General features: G+C 71.5%; 16 protein-coding genes. 7 read left to right on the forward strand and 9 right to left on the reverse strand.

Translation table 11 applies throughout. From position 1 onward, the window contains the following. Nucleotides 1-207: homocysteine S-methyltransferase family protein (locus ACHFIV_RS20955; RefSeq protein ID WP_398971161.1), on the reverse strand; the 207-nt coding region annotated here is incomplete at its 3' end. Between the two features lie 238 nt (nucleotides 208-445). On the opposite strand from ACHFIV_RS20955, the gene ACHFIV_RS20960 reads away from it, so the two are divergent. From ACHFIV_RS20960 to ACHFIV_RS20980, 5 genes are all read left to right on the forward strand, one after another. Continuing rightward, on the forward strand, nucleotides 446-1,210 hold the full coding sequence (locus ACHFIV_RS20960) for an IclR family transcriptional regulator (RefSeq protein WP_398971164.1): 765 nt from the start codon (nucleotides 446-448) through the stop codon (nucleotides 1,208-1,210). Between the two features lie 418 nt (nucleotides 1,211-1,628). After that, nucleotides 1,629-2,420: an MIP/aquaporin family protein gene (locus ACHFIV_RS20965; RefSeq protein ID WP_398971167.1), complete on the forward strand. Its 792-nt coding sequence runs from the start codon at nucleotides 1,629-1,631 to the stop codon at nucleotides 2,418-2,420. A 40-nt stretch (nucleotides 2,421-2,460) separates the two neighbouring features. Beyond that, entirely contained in the window at nucleotides 2,461-3,990 is a 1,530-nt protein-coding gene (gene glpK / locus ACHFIV_RS20970) for a glycerol kinase GlpK (protein ID WP_398971170.1), read from the forward strand. A 12-nt stretch (nucleotides 3,991-4,002) separates the two neighbouring features. Then, a complete protein-coding gene (locus tag ACHFIV_RS20975; RefSeq protein WP_398971173.1) occupies nucleotides 4,003-5,604 on the forward strand; it encodes a glycerol-3-phosphate dehydrogenase/oxidase in 1,602 nt (533 codons plus the stop codon). Between the two features lie 143 nt (nucleotides 5,605-5,747). Further along, nucleotides 5,748-6,419, forward strand: a complete 672-nt coding sequence (locus ACHFIV_RS20980; RefSeq protein WP_398971176.1) for a FadR/GntR family transcriptional regulator — start codon at nucleotides 5,748-5,750, stop codon at nucleotides 6,417-6,419. A 42-nt stretch (nucleotides 6,420-6,461) separates the two neighbouring features. On the opposite strand, the gene ACHFIV_RS20985 is transcribed toward ACHFIV_RS20980, so the two are convergent. Next, on the reverse strand, nucleotides 6,462-7,241 hold the full coding sequence (locus ACHFIV_RS20985; protein ID WP_398971178.1) for an SDR family NAD(P)-dependent oxidoreductase: 780 nt from the start codon (nucleotides 7,239-7,241) through the stop codon (nucleotides 6,462-6,464). Continuing rightward, nucleotides 7,238-8,569: an enolase C-terminal domain-like protein gene (locus ACHFIV_RS20990; protein WP_398971181.1), complete on the reverse strand. Its 1,332-nt coding sequence runs from the start codon at nucleotides 8,567-8,569 to the stop codon at nucleotides 7,238-7,240. Before ACHFIV_RS20990 ends, ACHFIV_RS20985 begins: the two co-directional genes overlap by 4 nt. A 229-nt stretch (nucleotides 8,570-8,798) precedes the next feature. On the opposite strand from ACHFIV_RS20990, the gene ACHFIV_RS20995 reads away from it, so the two are divergent. After that, a complete protein-coding gene (locus ACHFIV_RS20995; protein WP_398971184.1) occupies nucleotides 8,799-9,836 on the forward strand; it encodes a PAC2 family protein in 1,038 nt (345 codons plus the stop codon). An 85-nt stretch (nucleotides 9,837-9,921) separates the two neighbouring features. On the opposite strand, the gene mshC is transcribed toward ACHFIV_RS20995, so the two are convergent. The 4 genes from mshC to ACHFIV_RS21015 form a co-directional block, all read right to left on the reverse strand. After that, on the reverse strand, nucleotides 9,922-11,151 hold the full coding sequence (gene mshC, locus ACHFIV_RS21000) for a cysteine--1-D-myo-inosityl 2-amino-2-deoxy-alpha-D-glucopyranoside ligase (RefSeq protein WP_398971186.1): 1,230 nt from the start codon (nucleotides 11,149-11,151) through the stop codon (nucleotides 9,922-9,924). A 131-nt stretch (nucleotides 11,152-11,282) separates the two neighbouring features. Next, complete coding sequence (locus tag ACHFIV_RS21005) at nucleotides 11,283-12,143, reverse strand: SCO1664 family protein (RefSeq protein ID WP_398971189.1); 861 nt, start codon at nucleotides 12,141-12,143, stop codon at nucleotides 11,283-11,285. Next, the gene (locus tag ACHFIV_RS21010; RefSeq protein WP_398971192.1) at nucleotides 12,107-12,697 is read right to left on the reverse strand and encodes a DUF3090 domain-containing protein; all 591 of its coding nucleotides are present in this window, start codon (nucleotides 12,695-12,697) and stop codon (nucleotides 12,107-12,109) included. The genes ACHFIV_RS21005 and ACHFIV_RS21010 overlap by 37 nt, the downstream gene beginning before the upstream one ends. 105 nt (nucleotides 12,698-12,802) lie before the next feature. After that, complete coding sequence (locus ACHFIV_RS21015) at nucleotides 12,803-13,513, reverse strand: histidine phosphatase family protein (RefSeq protein WP_398971194.1); 711 nt, start codon at nucleotides 13,511-13,513, stop codon at nucleotides 12,803-12,805. Between the two features lie 52 nt (nucleotides 13,514-13,565). Between ACHFIV_RS21015 and corA the strand changes: the two genes are divergently transcribed. Beyond that, nucleotides 13,566-14,552 carry a magnesium/cobalt transporter CorA gene (corA, locus tag ACHFIV_RS21020; RefSeq protein WP_398971197.1) on the forward strand — a complete coding sequence of 329 codons (987 nt, stop codon included), beginning with the start codon at nucleotides 13,566-13,568 and terminating at the stop codon, nucleotides 14,550-14,552. A 14-nt stretch (nucleotides 14,553-14,566) separates the two neighbouring features. Here corA and ACHFIV_RS21025 read toward each other — a convergent pair whose 3' ends face one another. Continuing rightward, nucleotides 14,567-15,355: a ferritin-like domain-containing protein gene (locus ACHFIV_RS21025; RefSeq protein ID WP_398971199.1), complete on the reverse strand. Its 789-nt coding sequence runs from the start codon at nucleotides 15,353-15,355 to the stop codon at nucleotides 14,567-14,569. A 241-nt stretch (nucleotides 15,356-15,596) separates the two neighbouring features. Continuing rightward, complete coding sequence (locus tag ACHFIV_RS21030; protein WP_398971202.1) at nucleotides 15,597-16,649, reverse strand: LLM class F420-dependent oxidoreductase; 1,053 nt, start codon at nucleotides 16,647-16,649, stop codon at nucleotides 15,597-15,599. Nucleotides 16,650-16,727 lie beyond the last annotated feature (78 nt).

Raw genomic sequence — 16,727 nt, forward strand, 5'->3', positions numbered from 1 at the left:
GTGGACCGAGCGGACGATGTCGGGGCGAGTGACGTTCAGGATCTCGTTGCAGCCTTCGAGGTTCTCGAAGTCCTCGAGGGTGGGGTCCTGGGCCTGGAGCATGGTGCCCATGGCACCGTCGGCCACCACCACCCGGGTGGCGAGCGCCTCACGGAGCGCTGCGGCTCGGTTCCGGCTGTCAGCTGAGGGGGTCGGCAACGAGGCCATGGATGTTCTCCCTGGGATGCGACGGCTGTCGGCTTTGCGCCCTTCTGCGGAGGGGGCACGCGGCCAGCGTAGCCGGGAGCCACCCGGGGCGGTCGTCGCGTCCCACGGGGCGGACTGCATGCTGAGCGGGGAACGGGCCCCTCACGAGATGACGCATAATCTTCGCGCCACCGGACAGAGGTCGGCATCGACCGATAGTGTTCAGCATTGTCGAACCGAGGTGGAGGAGTACGGCGCGATGGCGAAGAACATCCAGTCGCTCGAGCGGGCGGCGGCGATGCTACGTCTACTGGCAGGCGGCGAGCGCCGGCTCGGCCTGTCCGACATCTCGTCGTCGCTGGGCCTGGCCAAAGGTACCGCGCACGGCATTCTGCGCACGCTCCAGCACGAGGGCTTCGTCGAGCAGGACACCGCGTCGGGCCGCTACCAGCTCGGCGCGGAACTGCTGCGGCTGGGCAACAGCTACCTCGACGTGCACGAGCTGCGCGCCCGCGCGCTGGTGTGGACCGACGACCTGGCGCGCTCCAGCGGCGAGAGCGTCCACCTGGGCGTGCTGCACCAGCACGGGGTCCTGATCGTCCACCACGTCTTCCGGCCCGACGACAGCCGTCAGGTGCTCGAGGTCGGCGCCATGCAGCCGCTGCACTCCACGGCCCTGGGCAAGGTGCTGGCCGCCTACGACCCGGTCGCGCACAGCGAGGCGACGGAGATGGAACGGCAGCCCTTCACCCAGCGCACGGTCACGGGCGAGGAGGAGTTCGAGTCCCTCCTGGACCTGGCACGGGCGCAGGGCTGGGCGGCCGACGTGGAGGAGACCTGGGAGGGCGTGGCGGCGGTCGCCGCCCCCATCCACGACCGGCGCAGGATGCCCGTCGGCGCCGTGGCCGTGACGGGCGCCGTGGAGCGCGTCTGCGCGGGCGGCGAGCTGCGGCCCGAGCTCGTGGCGGCCGTGCGGGACTGCGCCCGGGCCGTCTCCCGCGACCTGGGCGCCGGACGCTTCTGAGAGGCCCGCGCACCCCGTGGTGCGGCTGACGCACCTGGCCCGGCGGTCCGGGGCCGGGAGACGCGCCGTGCGGGTCCCAGGCCTGCCCGGACGCCCGCACGGCACCGTCGGCGATCACGCCCGCGCGGACCCACGGCGCCGGTGACGATCAAGCCCGTGGGCACCCACGGCGCCGGTAACGATCGAGTCGCGCGTCACAGACCTCTTGACGCACCCCCCGTCGGGGAGAAACATTGCCGCTCACCGGTCGGCATTGCCGAACACCTAACGGCAATACGCGTTAGGGTGTGACAGTGCCGAGGGCCGGTCAAGCCCTACAGGTGGCGTACCCGTCCTGACGAGTACCCACCTGGGGCGCGATCCACCGGAGGGACCCGGTGTTTCGCCTTCCCCTGGACGAAGGACAAAGGAGTCGCGGGTGTCCAGCTCCGACATCTTCATCGGCGAGACCATCGGTACCGCCGTACTCATTCTGCTCGGCGGCGGTGTCTGTGCCGCCGTCACTCTCAAGCGCTCCAAGGCGCAGAACGCCGGGTGGCTCGCCATCACCTTCGGGTGGGGGTTCGCCGTACTGACCGGCGCCTACATAGCCTCCGGCGTGTCCGGCGCCCACCTCAATCCGGCGGTCACGATCGGCCTCGCGATCCAGGGTGGCACCGCCTGGAGCGACGTACCCCTGTACCTCGCCTCCGAGCTGCTGGGCGCGATGATCGGCGCCGTGCTCGTCTGGGCCGTCTACTACGGACAGTTCCAGGCGCACCTGACGGATCCCGGGATCGTCAAGGACCAGCCGGCCGAGGAGGGCATGGTCGACCAGTCGTCGGCGCCGAAGGCCGGCCCCGTACTCGGCGTCTTCGCCACGGGCCCGGAGATCCGGCACTCGGTGCAGAACGTGGTCACGGAGGTCATCGCCACCTTCGTACTGGTCCTGGCGATCCTCACCCAGGGCCTCAACGACGAGGGCAACGGCCTCGGCGTCCTCGGTGCCCTGATCACCTCACTGGTGGTCGTCGGTATCGGTCTGTCGCTCGGCGGCCCGACCGGATACGCGATCAACCCGGTACGCGACCTCGGGCCGCGGATCGTGCACGCGCTGCTGCCGCTGCCGAACAAGGGCGGGTCGGACTGGGGCTACGCATGGGTACCGGTGGTAGGACCGCTCATCGGGGCCGCACTGGCCGGCGGGCTCTACAACCTCGCCTTCGCCTGAGCCGCACACTCCACACCACACAGACCTCCGGGAGCCAACCGTGACCGACGCACACACCACCGGACCGTTCATCGCGGCCATCGACCAGGGCACCACGTCCAGCCGGTGCATCGTCTTCGACAAGGACGGACGGATCGTCTCCGTCGACCAGAAGGAACACGAGCAGATCTTCCCCAAGCCGGGGTGGGTCGAACATGACGCGAAGGAGATCTGGGAGAACGTCCAGGAAGTCGTCGCCGGGGCGATCGTCAAGGCGGGCATCACCTCGGCCGACGTCAAGGCGATCGGCATCACCAACCAGCGCGAGACCACTCTGCTCTGGGACAGGAACACCGGTGAGCCCGTCCACAACGCCCTCGTCTGGCAGGACACCCGTACCGACGCGCTCTGCAGGGAGCTCGGCCGCAACGTGGGCCAGGACCGCTTCCGCCGCGAGACCGGCCTGCCGCTCGCGTCGTACTTCGCGGGGCCCAAGGTCCGCTGGCTGCTCGACAACGTCGAAGGGCTGCGCGAGCGTGCCGAGCGGGGCGACATCCTCTTCGGCACCATGGACTCCTGGGTCATCTGGAACCTGACCGGCGGCACCGACGGCGGCGTGCACGTCACCGACGTCACCAACGCCTCCCGCACCATGCTGATGAACCTGCACTCGATGCAGTGGGACGACAAGATCCTCCAGTCGATGGACATCCCCTCCGCCGTACTGCCGGAGATCCGTTCCTCCGCCGAGGTGTACGGCGCGGCCAAGGGCGGCGTCCTCGACGGCGTCCCCGTGGCCTCGGCGCTCGGCGACCAGCAGGCGGCGCTGTTCGGCCAGACCTGTTTCGCCCAGGGTGAGGCGAAGTCCACGTACGGCACCGGCACCTTCATGCTGATCAACACCGGCCACACCCCGGTGAACTCGTACAACGGCCTGCTCACCACCGTCGGTTACCGGATCGGCGAGCAGAAGGCGGTCTACGCCCTCGAGGGCTCCATCGCCGTCACCGGATCGCTGGTCCAGTGGATGCGCGACCAGATGGGCCTGATCAAGTCGGCGGCCGAGATCGAGACGCTCGCCTCCTCCGTCGAGGACAACGGCGGCGCGTACTTCGTGCCCGCGTTCTCCGGCCTGTTCGCCCCGTACTGGCGCCCCGACGCCCGCGGTGTCATCGCGGGCCTCACCCGTTACGTGACCAAGGCGCACATCGCCCGGGCCGTGCTCGAGGCGACCGCCTGGCAGACCCGCGAGATCAGCGACGCCATGACGAAGGACTCCGGCGTCGAGCTGACCGCGCTCAAGGTCGACGGCGGTATGACCTCCAACAACCTGCTGATGCAGACGCTCTCGGACTTCCTGGACGCCCCCGTGGTGCGTCCCATGGTCGCCGAGACGACCTGCCTCGGCGCCGCCTACGCCGCCGGTCTCGCCGTCGGCTTCTGGCCGGACACCGACGCGCTGCGCGCCAACTGGCGCCGCGCCGCCGAGTGGACACCCCGCATGGACGCGGCCACCCGTGACCGCGAGTACAAGAGCTGGCTCAAGGCCGTCGAACGGACCATGGGCTGGATCGAGGACGAAGAGAGCTGAGGAGCAATCGACATGACCACCCTGCAGAGCGTCCCCGCCCTCGGGACGCATCCGGCCTCCGGCTCCCTCCCGAGCCGCGCCGAGACCCGGGAGCAGCTTTCCAAGGCGACGTACGACCTCCTGGTGATCGGCGGCGGCATCCTGGGCATCTCCACCGCCTGGCATGCGGCGCAGTCCGGACTGCGGGTGGCCCTGGTGGACGCCGGTGACTTCGCCGGCGCCACCTCCTCCGCCTCGTCCAAGCTGCTCCACGGCGGTCTGCGCTACCTCCAGACCGGCGCGGTGAAGCTGGTCGCGGAGAACCACTTCGAGCGGCGCGCGGTGTCCCGTCAGGTCGCCCCGCACCTGGCCAACCCGCTCACCTTCTACCTGCCGGTCTACAAGGGCGGGCCGCACGGCGCCGCCAAGCTCGGCGCGGGCGTCTTCGCCTACTCGGCCCTGTCCGCGTTCGGGGACGGCGTCGGCCATGTGATCAGCCCGGCCCGGGCGCAGCGCGACGTGCCCGAACTGCGTACGGACAATCTGAAGGCGGTCGCGGTATACGGCGACGACCAGATGAACGACGCCCGGATGGCGCTGATGACGGTCCGCGCGGCGGTCGAGGCGGGCGCCGTCGTCCTCAACCACGCCGCGGTGACCGGTCTGCGGTTCACCAGGGGCCGCGTGACGGGGGCCGAGCTGGAGGACCGCCAGGACGGTACGGAGTTCGGTGTCGACGCGCGTCTCGTGCTGAACGCCACCGGCCCGTGGGTCGACCACCTGCGGAAGCTGGAGGACCCGGGCGCGGCACCCTCCATACGTCTGTCGAAGGGCGCGCACCTGGTACTCAAGCGCACCCGCCCGTGGAAGGCCGCGCTGGCGACTCCGATCGACAAGTACCGGATCACGTTCGCCCTGCCCTGGGAGGACATGCTGCTGCTCGGCACGACCGACGAGGAGTACGAGGGCGACCCGGCGGACGTCGCGGTCACCGAGAAGGACACGGCGCAGATCCTCGACGAGGCCGCGTTCTCCGTCCGGGACCAGCAGCTGTCCCGCGACCTGATCACCTACTCCTTCGCGGGGCTGCGCGTGCTGCCCGGCGGTCCCGGTGACACGTCCAAGGCCAAGCGCGAGACGGTGGTGACCGAGGGACGCGGTGGCATGCTCTCCGTGGCGGGCGGCAAGTGGACGACGTTCCGGCACATCGGCCGCACGGTGATGAACAAGCTGGCCGAGCTGCCCGGACACCCCCTGGGCGAGGGCATGGAGCCGATGGCGCGGCTGCCGAGGAAGCTGCCGCTGCCCGGGATCGCCAACCCGAACGCGGTCGCGCACCGGCTGCTGGCCGACGGCGGCGCGCTGATGCCCGCCGACACGGCCCGGCACCTGGCCACCCACTACGGCTCGCTGTCCTTCGACATCGCGCGGATGGCGAACGAGGACCCGGCGCTGGCCGAGCGCATCCATCCCGACGCCCCGGAGATCTGGGCCCAGGTCGCGTACGCGCGCGACCGCGAGTGGGCGGAGACGGCGGACGACGTGCTGCGCCGCCGGACGACGCTGACGATCCGCGGCCTGGCGACGGACGGCATCCGTGCCCGGGTCGAGGACATGCTGGCCGACGGGCGCTGAGGGCGGCCCGGGAAGAGGCGGTCTCCCGGAAGGGAGGCCGCCTCTTCCCGCGCGGGCCCCTCACGGTCCGGCGGGCCCGCGCCTCGGGACCTGGCCGCATAATGGGGTCCATACATCGGATGTCTTGCGCGAGGAGGCCCTGTATGGCCGTCACCGACGAAGCGATCGAGAAGATCAAGGGAATGATCGTCTCAGGTGCGCTGGCCCCGGGGGACCGGCTCCCCAAGGAGAGCGAACTCGCGGCCGGGCTCGGGCTGTCACGGAACTCGCTGCGCGAGGCGGTGCGCGCGCTGTCGCTGATCCGGATCCTCGACGTCCGTCAGGGCGACGGCACCTACGTCACCAGTCTGGACCCGCAACTGCTCCTGGAGGCGCTCAGCTTCGTGGTGGACTTCCACCGCGACGACACGGTACTGGAGTTCCTCGCGGTCCGCCGGATCCTGGAGCCGGCGGCCACGGCGATGGCGGCGTCACGCATCGAGGAGGAGCGACTGGACGCGCTGAGCGCGCAGTTGGACGCGCTGGGGCCTGACCCCTCGGTGGAGGAGCTGGTCGCGGGCGACCTCGAGTTCCACCGCGGCATCGTCCAGGCGTCCGGCAACTCGGTGCTGTGCTCACTGCTGGACGGCCTCTCGGGCCCGACCACCCGGGCCAGGGTGTGGCGCGGGCTGACCCAGGAGGACGCGGTCAGCCGCACCCTGCACGAGCACCGGGCGATCCTCGGCGCCCTGCGTGACCGCGACGCGGAGGCGGCCCGGTCCTGGGCGACGGTCCACGTGGCGAGCGTGGAGCAGTGGCTGCGTTCCACCCTGTGAGGCGCGGCGGGTGGGCGCCGCCGAGTGAGGCGGGCGGCCCCGTCAGGACGCGGCGGGCCGCAGACGGAGGCCCTGCATCCCGCCGTCGACGGCGAGGGCGGTCCCGGTGACGGACGCGGCGGCCGGGCTCGCCAGGTAGAGGACGGCGGCGGCCACCTCGTCCGCGGACACCAGCCGCCCCAGTGGCTGACGGGCCTCGAGGGCGGTGCGCTCAGCGGCCGGGTCCTCGGCCCGGCCGAGCAGCCGCCCGACCCACGGTGTGTCCGCGGTGCCGGGATTCACACAGTTGACCCGGATTCCCTCGCGGACGTGGTCGGCGGCCATCGCGAGGGTGAGGGAGAGTACGGCCCCTTTGCTCGCGCTGTAGAGCGCGCGCTGCGGCAGACCGGCGGTCGCGGCGACGGAGCAGGTATGGGTGACCGACACGGCGCCGGGCCGCCCGGCGGCGGCACGGCGCAGATGGGGCAGGGCGTGGCGGGCGGTGCGGACCATCCCGAGCACGTTGACGTCCAGGACGCGCGCCCATTCGGCGTCGGTGTTGTCCTCTACGGTGCCGATCGAGCCGATTCCGGCGTTCGACACCAGGGTGTGGAGTCCGCCGAGCTCCGCGGCGGCCCGGTCGACGGCGTTCCGTACGGCGTCGTCGTCCGTCACGTCGGCCATGAGGGCGAGTGCCCCCTCCGGAGCGCCTTCCGTGTCGAGGTCGAGCACCGCGACGCGCGCCCCACGGGCGAGCAGCAGGGCCGCCACGGCTGCGCCGATTCCGGACGCGCCGCCTGTCACCAGGGCCGACATCCCCTCGAAGTCCTGCGTGACGGTCATCGGGAGGTCTCCTCGGGCGTGTGGCGGGCCTGCTGGACGGGGCCCTGCGGATACCGGTGTGCCGCGATCGATTCGGGGAGCATGCGGGACGAGAAGCCGGGTTCCCGTGGAGCGACGTAGCGGCCGTCCTGGACGACGGCCGGGTCGGCGAAGTGTTCGTGGAGATGGTCGACGTACTCGATGACGCGGTCCTCCCAGCTGCCGGAGACCGCGACGTAGTCGAACATGGCGAGGTGCTGGACCAGTTCGCACAGCCCGACACCGCCGGCGTGCGGGCAGACCGGGACCCCGTACTTGGCGGCGAGCAGCAGGACCGCGAGGTTCTCGTTGACGCCCGCGACGCGTGCGGCGTCGATCTGGACGAAGTCGACCGCGCCGGCCTGGAGCAACTGCTTGAACACGACCCGGTTGGCGGCGTGCTCGCCGGTGGCGACCTTGACCGGCTGCCCGGCGCGCACGGCGGCGTGGCCCAGCACGTCGTCGGGGCTCGTCGGTTCCTCGATCCAGTACGGGTCGTACGGGGCGAGGGCGTTCATCCACTCCACCGCGCCGGCCACGTCCCAGCGCTGGTTCGCGTCGACGGCGATCCGGATGCCGGGGCCCACGGCCCGGCGGGCGAGCGCGAGTCTGCGGACGTCGTCGTCCAGATCCGCGCCGACCTTCAGCTTGATCTGGGTGAACCCGTCGGCGACGGCCTCCTCGGCCAGGCGCACGAGCTTGTCGTCGTCGTAGCCGAGCCAGCCCGGCGACGTCGTGTACGCGGGATACCCCTCGGCGAGCAGACGCCCGGTGCGCGCGGCCCGGCCCGGCTCCGCGGCACTCAGGATGCCCAGGGCCTCCTGCGGGGTGAGGGCGTCCGTGAGGTAGCGGAAGTCGACGAGGGAGACGAGCTCCTCCGGGGTCATCTCCGCGAGGAACCGCCACACGGGCTTCCCCGCCAGTCTCGCGGCGAGGTCCCAGGCCGCGTTCACGACGGCTCCGGCCGCCATGTGCATCACGCCCTTCTCGGGGCCGAGCCAGCGCAGCTGGGAGTCGTGGGTGAGTCCGAGGTACAGGTCGGCGAGGTCGGCGGCGGTACGCGGGGCGGGGCGCCCCACCACGTACGACCGGAGTGCCTCGATGGCCGCGGCCATGACATCGTTGCCACGGCCGATGGTGAAGCAGAAGCCGTGCCCCTCCTCGCCGGTGCCGTCCGTGCCTTCCGTGCGCAGGACGACGTAGGCGGCGGAGTAGTCCGGGTCGGGGTTCATGGCGTCCGAGCCGTCCAGCTGTTCCGAGGTGGGGAACCGGATGTCGTCGACCTCGAGATCCGTGACGGTCAGACTCATTGCGCCCCCAGGGGAATAACATCGGATCTCTTGCCGGACATCCGATGTATAGCCTCCCACCGGCCGCGAAGTCCAGACCGGGGCCTGGTTCGTCACCGTTTCGGTCGGTACAGCTCGGATGACTGCGGGGGTGGCACGCTTCGTCCTCACGCGCAAACGGGCTGCGGCGGACCAGGGCGGAAGCCGTAAGGTTGGTCCGTACACAAGGGAACTTCGGAAGGAGGCCTGGGTGATCGAGCTCGAGGGGGTACCCGAGCTGGTCGACCCGGTCATGGTGGCCGCGTTCGAGGGCTGGAACGACGCCGGTGACGCCGCCTCCACAGCGGTGGCACATCTGGACCGGGAGTGGAAGGGCGAGGTCTTCGCGGCGCTCGACGCCGAGGACTACTACGACTTCCAGGTCAACCGGCCCACCGTGTGGCTGGACGGGGGGACGCGCAAGATCACCTGGCCGACCACGCGGCTCTCCGTGGTCCGGGTCGGCGGCGAGAAGCCTCGCGACCTGGTGCTGATCCGCGGCATCGAGCCCTCCATGCGCTGGCGCTCGTACTGCAACGAGATCCTGGGCTTCGCTCACGAACTGGGCGTCGAGATGGTGGTCATCCTGGGCGCCCTGCTCGGCGACACCCCGCACACCAGGCCGGTGCCCGTCAGCGGGGTCACCTCGGACCCGGACCTGGCGAGGACCATGGATCTGGAGGAGACGCGTTACGAGGGGCCGACCGGCATCGTGGGCATCCTCCAGGAGGCCTGCACCCACGCGGGGGTGCCCGCGGTGAGTCTGTGGGCGGCGGTGCCGCACTACGTGTCGCAGCCGCCGAACCCGAAGGCGACGCTGGCGCTCCTGAACCGCCTCGAGGACCTGCTCGGGCTGCGGATCCCGCTGGGCGAGCTGCCCGAGGACGCCCGTGCCTGGCAGCTCGGCGTGGACCAGCTGGCCGCGGAGGACAGCGAGGTCGCGGAGTACGTGCAGACGCTGGAGGAGGCGCGGGACACCGCTGAGCTCCCCGAGGCGTCCGGCGAGGCCATCGCGCGTGAATTCGAGCGGTACCTGCGGCGCAGGGACGTCGGCGGTCCCGGCCAGGCGCCGGGCGGCCACGCCACGGAGAGCGGTGACGTGCCCTATCTGCGGGACACCTCGGGCGGCCGTACGAGGCCTCCGAAGCCGCAGCGCCCGGAGAAGGGCCGCCCGAAGGACTCCGACGGCGGCGCCGGTCCCGAGGACCCGCCGCCCGGCGGACCGGACGAAGGCGCCTCGGACGACTGACCTCCCGCTTCCCGGACGCCGGACGGCCCCGGACCTCGTCGACGTCGACGAGGTCCGGGGCCGTCCGGCGTCCGGGAAGGACGGGCTACAGGGCGACGCCCAGCAGGGCGTCGACGGTGCGCGAGACGAGGCCGGGCGCGCCCTCGTCGGAGCCGCCGCCGGCGCTCTGCCGCGCGGCCCAGCGGTCCACGGCGGCGAGTGCGGCCGGGGCGTCCAGGTCGTCGGCCAGGGCCTCCCGGACCTCCTCGACCAGGGCGTCGGCGGGGAGCCCGTCGGGCCGGGACACGGCGGCACGCCACCGGGCGAGGCGCTCCACGGCGTCGGCGAGCACCTGGTCGGTCCACTCCCAGTCGGCCCTGTAGTGGTGCGAGAGCAGCGCGAGCCTGATCGCGGCGGGATCCACGTCGTCCCGGCGCAGCGCGGACACGAAGACGAGGTTGCCCTTGGACTTGGACATCTTCTCGCCGTTCAGGGCGACCATTCCGGCGTGGACGTAGGCGCGGGCGAACGGGTGCTCACCGGTCAGCGCCTGGGCGTGCGAGGCGCCCATCTCGTGGTGCGGGAAGGCGAGGTCGGAACCGCCTCCCTGGACGTCGAACCCCATGCCCAGGTGGTCCAGCGCGATGGCGACGCACTCGATGTGCCAGCCGGGCCTGCCACGGCCGAGGCTCCCGCCGTCCCAGCTCGGCTCGCCCTCGCGGGCGGCCATCCAGAGCATCGGGTCGAGCGCGTTCTTCTTGCCGGGGCGCTCCGGGTCGCCGCCGCGCTCCGCGGAGAGCAGCCGCATGGTCTCGGCGTCGAGGCCCGAGACCTCCCCGAAGTGCGGGTCGCAGTCGACGGAGAAGTAGATGTCGCCGTCGAGTTCGTAGGCGGCACCGGCGTCACGGAGGCGTTCCACCAGCGGGACGATGCCGGGTATCGCCTCGACCGCCCCGATGTAGTGCTTCGGGGGGAGCATGCGCAGCGCGGTCATGTCCTCCCGGAAGAGGGCGGTCTCGCGCTCCGCCAGCTCGGTCCAGTCCTCGCCGTCGCGCACGGCCCGCTCCAGCAGCGGATCGTCCACGTCGGTCACGTTCTGGACGTAGTGGACCTGCCGCTTGGTGTCGAGCCACACGCGCTGGACGAGGTCGAACGCGTTGTAGGTCGCCGCATGACCCATGTGGGTCGCGTCGTACGGCGTGATGCCGCAGACGTATATGCGGGCGACGGGACCGGGGTCAAGGGTGATCCGTCCGCCGGTCGCGGTGTCGTGGATCCGAAGGTCGCGGCCCTTGCCAGGCAGGGCGGGGACCTCAGAAGCGGGCCAGGCATGCATGTCATGAGCGTAACCGGACGATGCTTCCGGATACGAACCGGATGGCAGATCTCGGCCGAAGAGGCGGTCTTGCGCGTGGGACGTCTCCTCCGGAGGTCCGGCGGGCCACGCTGCCGGCAAGGCCGGCGACGTCACACGGGCGGCCACGGGATCGGTGGCCAGTCCCCGCTCGGCTGGGGGTGACGGCCGGACTTGCGGAGGCTCTCGACCCTGCCCCGCAGGGCCTCGGTCTCCGCGGCGGTGATCAGTTCCCCCAACCGGGTGGCGAGCGCCCCTCCCGGCTCCAGGCCGGCCGACAGCCGGTCGAGCACCTCGGTGGCCTCCGCCGTCAGCGGCTCGCCCGCCCACCCCCAGAGCAGCGTCCGCAGCTTGTCGTCCGCGTTGAAGGTGACGCCGTGGTCGATCCCGTACAGCCGTCCGCCGGGCGCGGGCAGCAGGTGCCCGCCCTTGCGGTCCCCGTTGTTGATCACCGCGTCCAGGACCGCGAGCCTTCGCAGACGGGGATCGTCGGCGTGCACGAGCAGGGCCGTCCTGCCCTCCCCCACCTCGGCGAGTCCTACGGCCTTCCAGCCGTCCTCCGGCTCCTCGTCCTCGACGAGCGCCAGCAGGGGCGGCAGCCCGCCGGAGGGCCGGTCGCCGTCCTCGGCGGCGTGCTCCGCATCGATCCACAGCTGGCACATCCCCCTGCCGTAGGGGCCCTCCCGCAGCACCGTGGGCGGCACGAGTCCCCAGCCGGTGGCCTCGGAGATCTCGTACGCCGCGACCTCGCGCTGGGCGAGTGTGCCGTCGGGGAAGTCCCACAGCGGCTGCTCGCCGGCGACCGGCTTGTAGACGCAGTGGCGTTCCTCGCCCTCAAGGGTGACCGTGCAGTACAGCACCGCGTTCGACGCGCCCCGGACCCGGCCGAGGACCGTGAGCTCCCCCTCGGTGAGGAGGGTGAGCAGCCCCGCCTCGGTCAGGCCCCGCGACGGTATCCGTTCTGGCGCGGGCATACGTGTCCTTCCGGGTCGAGGGGGAGGCTGCACAGCGGGCAGGGCGGGCGGCCGGCGTTGACGACGTCCAGCGCGCGCTTGGCGAACGCCCGCGCCTGAGCGCCGCTCAGGCGGACGCGCAGCATCGGAGGCCCGTTCTCCTCGTCCTGCAGGAGCCTTTCCTCGGCCTCCGCGAGGTCGTCCTCGGAGTCGGCGTCCAGCTCGACCAGGGCCTGAGCCTCGACGATCATCCGCTGCTCCTCGCCGTCCCAGGCGAGCGCCATCGTGCCGACCCTGAACTCCTCCTCGACGGGGGCGTCGAGCGGAGCGGTGTCGGTGACGTCCATGGGTGCCACGGCGGGCACCGGTGAATTGCCGCCGGTCCGCCGGACGACCTCGTCGAGGAGTTCGTCGATCCGTTCGGCCAACGCGGCGACCTGGGCCTTCTCCAGGGCCACACTCGTGACCCGTCCCCGCGAGGACGCCTGCAGGAAAAACGTACGGCGGCCAGGCAGCCCGACCGTACCGGCCACGAAACGGTCCGGTGGGTCGTAGAGGAACACCTGACGGGACACGTCCTGTCTCCCTTGAGAATGTGATGGCGGATGGGGGCGGCCCCGGGGCCCGGCGGGACGTCCCGCCGGGCCTCTACGGCGCGTCCACCCTACTGCGCGGAGAGATCACGGCGCCCCAGCGCCGCCCCCGACGGCCGCATCCGTCGCCGTCTCCCCCGCCGCGTCGGCGCCGATGGCCTGTTCACGCGGGGCCAGGGAGGCCAGGTCACCGGTGTCGCCGAGGCGGAGGAGGAACGGGCGCAGCCGGGTGTAGCGGATCGCGGTGACGGAGCACGGGTCGGCCTGGACGCGCTGGAAGAGGTCCAGGTGCATGCCGAGCGCGTCGGCGACGAGGGCCTTGATGATGTCGCCGTGCGAGCACATCAGGTAGGTGGCGTCCTCGCCGTGGTCCGCCTCGACGCGGGCGTTCCAGTCCCGCACGGCGTCCACGGCCCGGGCCTGCATGGCCCGCATGGACTCGCCGCCGGGAAAGGCGGCGGCGGAGGGGTGCTGCTGGACGACCTTCATCAGTGGTTCGTCGGAGAGCTCGGCGAGCTTGCGGCCCGACCAGTCCCCGTAGTCGCACTCGCTGATCCGGTCCTCCGTGTGCAGTACGAGGCCGGGGCGGGCGTCGAGCAGCGGCCGCAGTGTCTCGCGGCAGCGCTGCAGAGGGCTGCTGACCGCCGCCACGAGGGTGAGGGCGGACAGCCGGCCGGGCAGCGCGGCGGCCTGTTCGGCGCCGCGTTCGTCGAGGGCGACACCGGGGGTCCGGCCCGCGAGCACTCCGGAGGTGTTGGCGGTCGAGCGTCCGTGGCGTACAAGGATGAGCGTGGGCATACCTGCCAGCGTAGAGGTGCGTGAACGCCTCGCGGCAGGGAAGAATGCGCGGGTGATCGTCGACTGCGGAATTTACCGGGACGGGCGTCGGACCGAAGGTCCCGCCGACTTCTCCGATGCCCTCGACGAGGCACGCTCCAGCGGGGACGCCTTTCTGTGGATCGGGCTGCACGAGCCGACGGAGAAGGAGTTCGACCTGGTCACCAGCGAGTTCTCGTTGCATCCGCTGGCCGTGGAGGACGCCCTGCGCGCCCATCAGCGGCCCAAGCTGGAGATCTACGACGACTCGTTGTTCGTGGTCATCAAGCCGGTGGTCTACGAGCCGGAGAGCGACACCGTGAGCGCCGGTGAGCTGATGCTGTTCATAGGCGACTCCTTCGTGGTGACGGTGCGGCACGGTGAGGGCGCGCCGCTCGCCGCGGTGCGGCGCCGGCTGGAGGCCGAGCCCGAGGTCCTCAGGCACGGGCCCACGTCGGTGCTCTACGCCGTCAGCGACGCCGTGGTGGACCACTACATAGAGGTCGCGGCGGAGCTCCAGGTCGACCTCGAGGAGCTGGAGGCCCAGGTCTTCGCCCCGACCGGTTCCAGGGACTCCTCGAACACGGCGGCGAGCATCTACACCTTCAAGCGCCAGGTGCTCGAGTTCCGCCGGGCGACGAATCCGCTGAGCGCGCCGATGGCGCGGCTGTCGAGCGCGGGCGTGCCGTTCGTCGACACGGAGTCGCAGCCTTTCTTCCGGGACGTGAACGACCACCTGACGCGGGCGGTCGAGCAGGTCGAAGGGCTGGACCGGCTGCTCTCGGACATCCTGTCGGCGCATCTGGCGCAGGTGGGCGTGCGGCAGAACGACGACATGCGGAAGATCTCGGCGTGGGCCGCCATGGCGGCCGTACCGACGATGGTGGCCGGTGTCTACGGCATGAACTTCGAGCACATGCCCGAGCTCGACTGGGCCTGGACCTATCCGGCGGTGATCGTGCTGATGGGGTTCGCGGTCGCCGGGCTGTACCGCCTGTTCAAGCGGCGCGGGTGGATGTAGCCGGCCACCACGGCTCAGGCGTACTCGGTCTCGGGAACGGCCGGGCCGCTCAGGGCGTCCAGCCGGGCGGGCTGTGCGAGGCTCACCATGCGCCGCCAGCCGACGAGCCGCTCGTAGGCGTACACCGCGTGGATGCCCGCGGCCAGTGCGGCGGCCTTGGGGCGGGGCCAGCGCAGTACGCGGCCCATGTGGCCCATCACGGCGAGGCTGACGTCCCGGTACACCCTGATCTCGGCGCGGGCGCACTCCCTCAGGACGTGCTGGATCGTCCGGCCGTGTCCGGCCCGGGCGAGGCGGAGGAGTTCCTCGTGGCAGTAGGCGAGGTGGTTGTCCTCGTCCCGCGAGATCATCTTCACGGCGCGGCCGATGACGGGGTGCCCGGCGAAGTGCCTGAGCAGGAGCCGCATCTGTTCGGAGGCCCGTTGTTCGGTGACCCGGCTGTGGGCCAGGTAGACGATGACGTCCCGCTCGGTGAGCGGCTCCTCACGGCTGAGCCGGTCGTGGGCGAGGCCGATCCCCCGGCGCTCCAGCAGGAGGGTGTAGTCCGTCTCGTACGGCACCGCGACGGGCTGGAGTCCGCGCTGCTTCAGCAGGGCGTTGAAGATCCGGCCGTGCTTGTCCTCGTCGGCGCCGTGCCGGGCGGCCTTGGGCGCCAGCTCGCGCAGGCCGGGAGGGACGAGGGCGGCGATGCGCCCGTTCTCCCAGCCGCCCTGCGACTCCCCACCGGCGGCGATCGAGCAGAACAGCCGGAACGACTCGTCGTCGTCGAGGATCTCCTGGAACAGACTCTTCGCCGAGAGCATCAATGCCACCTTTCGCACCGGTGTCCGCAGAGGCACAGTCAAATCCGGTACGGACCGGTAGGCAACACGAGCGGGGCGGGACAGGGCCGAACGGGCGCCGCACGGCGCCCGGACCTGCCCGGGCTCCCCTGGGGGAGTACGGGGCGTAACCCGGGAGCAGTGCGGGGCGTTGTTCCGTGCGACGGCCGTGGCGGGGAGGACCCCCGAGCCCCCACCACGGCCGTAGTGCTGCGCCCGTCGGTCAGGCGGCGAGGCCGGAGCGCTCCAGGGCGTCGGTGCCCGCGCGCAGGGCCGCGAGCCGCTCGTCGAGCGTGAAGCCCGCCGGGGCGAGGGTGAGGGTCGTGACACCGGCGGCCGCGTACGCCTGCATCCGGTCGGCGATCCGGTCCACCGAGCCGAGCAGCGTGGTCTGGTCGATCAGCTGGTGCGGCACGGCGGCGGCCGCGCCGGCCTTGTCGCCGGCCAGGTACTTGTCCTGGATCTCGGCGGCCTCCTTCTCGTATCCCATGCGCTGGGCGAGCTGGTTGTAGAAGTTCTGCTTGCGGCTGCCCATGCCGCCCACGTAGAGCGCGGTGTACGGGCGGAACATGTCCGCGAGGCCGTTGATGTCCTCGCCGATCGCCAGGGGCAGGGTCGGACAGACGTCGAAGCCTTCCATGGTCCTGCCGGCCTTCTCCCGCCCTGCCCGCAGGTGCCTCACCGCCGTCTCCTCGATGTGCTCGGCGGACGGGAAGATCAGCAGGGCGCCGTCGGCGATCTCGCCGGTCTGCTCGAGGTTCTTCGGGCCGATCGCGGCGATGTAGAGCGGGATGTGCTCGCGCTGCGGGTGGACGGTCAGCTTGATGGGCTTCCCCGGGCCGTCCGGCAGCGGGAGCGTCCAGTGCTCGCCCTCGTAGGACAGCCGTTCGCGGGACATCGCCCGGCGCACGATCTCGACGTACTCGCGCGTGCGGGCCAGTGGCTTGTCGAACTTGACGCCGTACCAGCCCTCGGAGACCTGCGGCCCCGAGACGCCGAGACCGAGGCGGAAGCGGCCCCCGGAGAGCGAGTCGAGGGTGGCCGCCGTCATGGCCGTCATGGCGGGCTGGCGGGCCGGGATCTGCATGATCGCGGAACCCACGTCGATGGACTCGGTCCGGGCCGCGACCCAGGCCAGCACCGTCGGTACGTCGGAGCCGTAGGCCTCGGCCGCCCAGCAGACGTCGTAGCCGAGCCGGTCGGCCTCCTGGGCGACGGCGAGGTTGTCGCCGTCCATCCCCGCACCCCAGTAACCGAGATTGATACCGAGCCGCATACCCACGCTCCTCTACTGATCAGTAACGTTCCTGTGCCCGGGACTCTAGCGCGGGGCGCCGTGATCCGGCAGGCTCGC

The sequence above is a fragment of the Streptomyces sp. ALB3 genome, assembly GCF_044385685.1.
GTDB lineage: Bacteria > Actinomycetota > Actinomycetes > Streptomycetales > Streptomycetaceae > Streptomyces.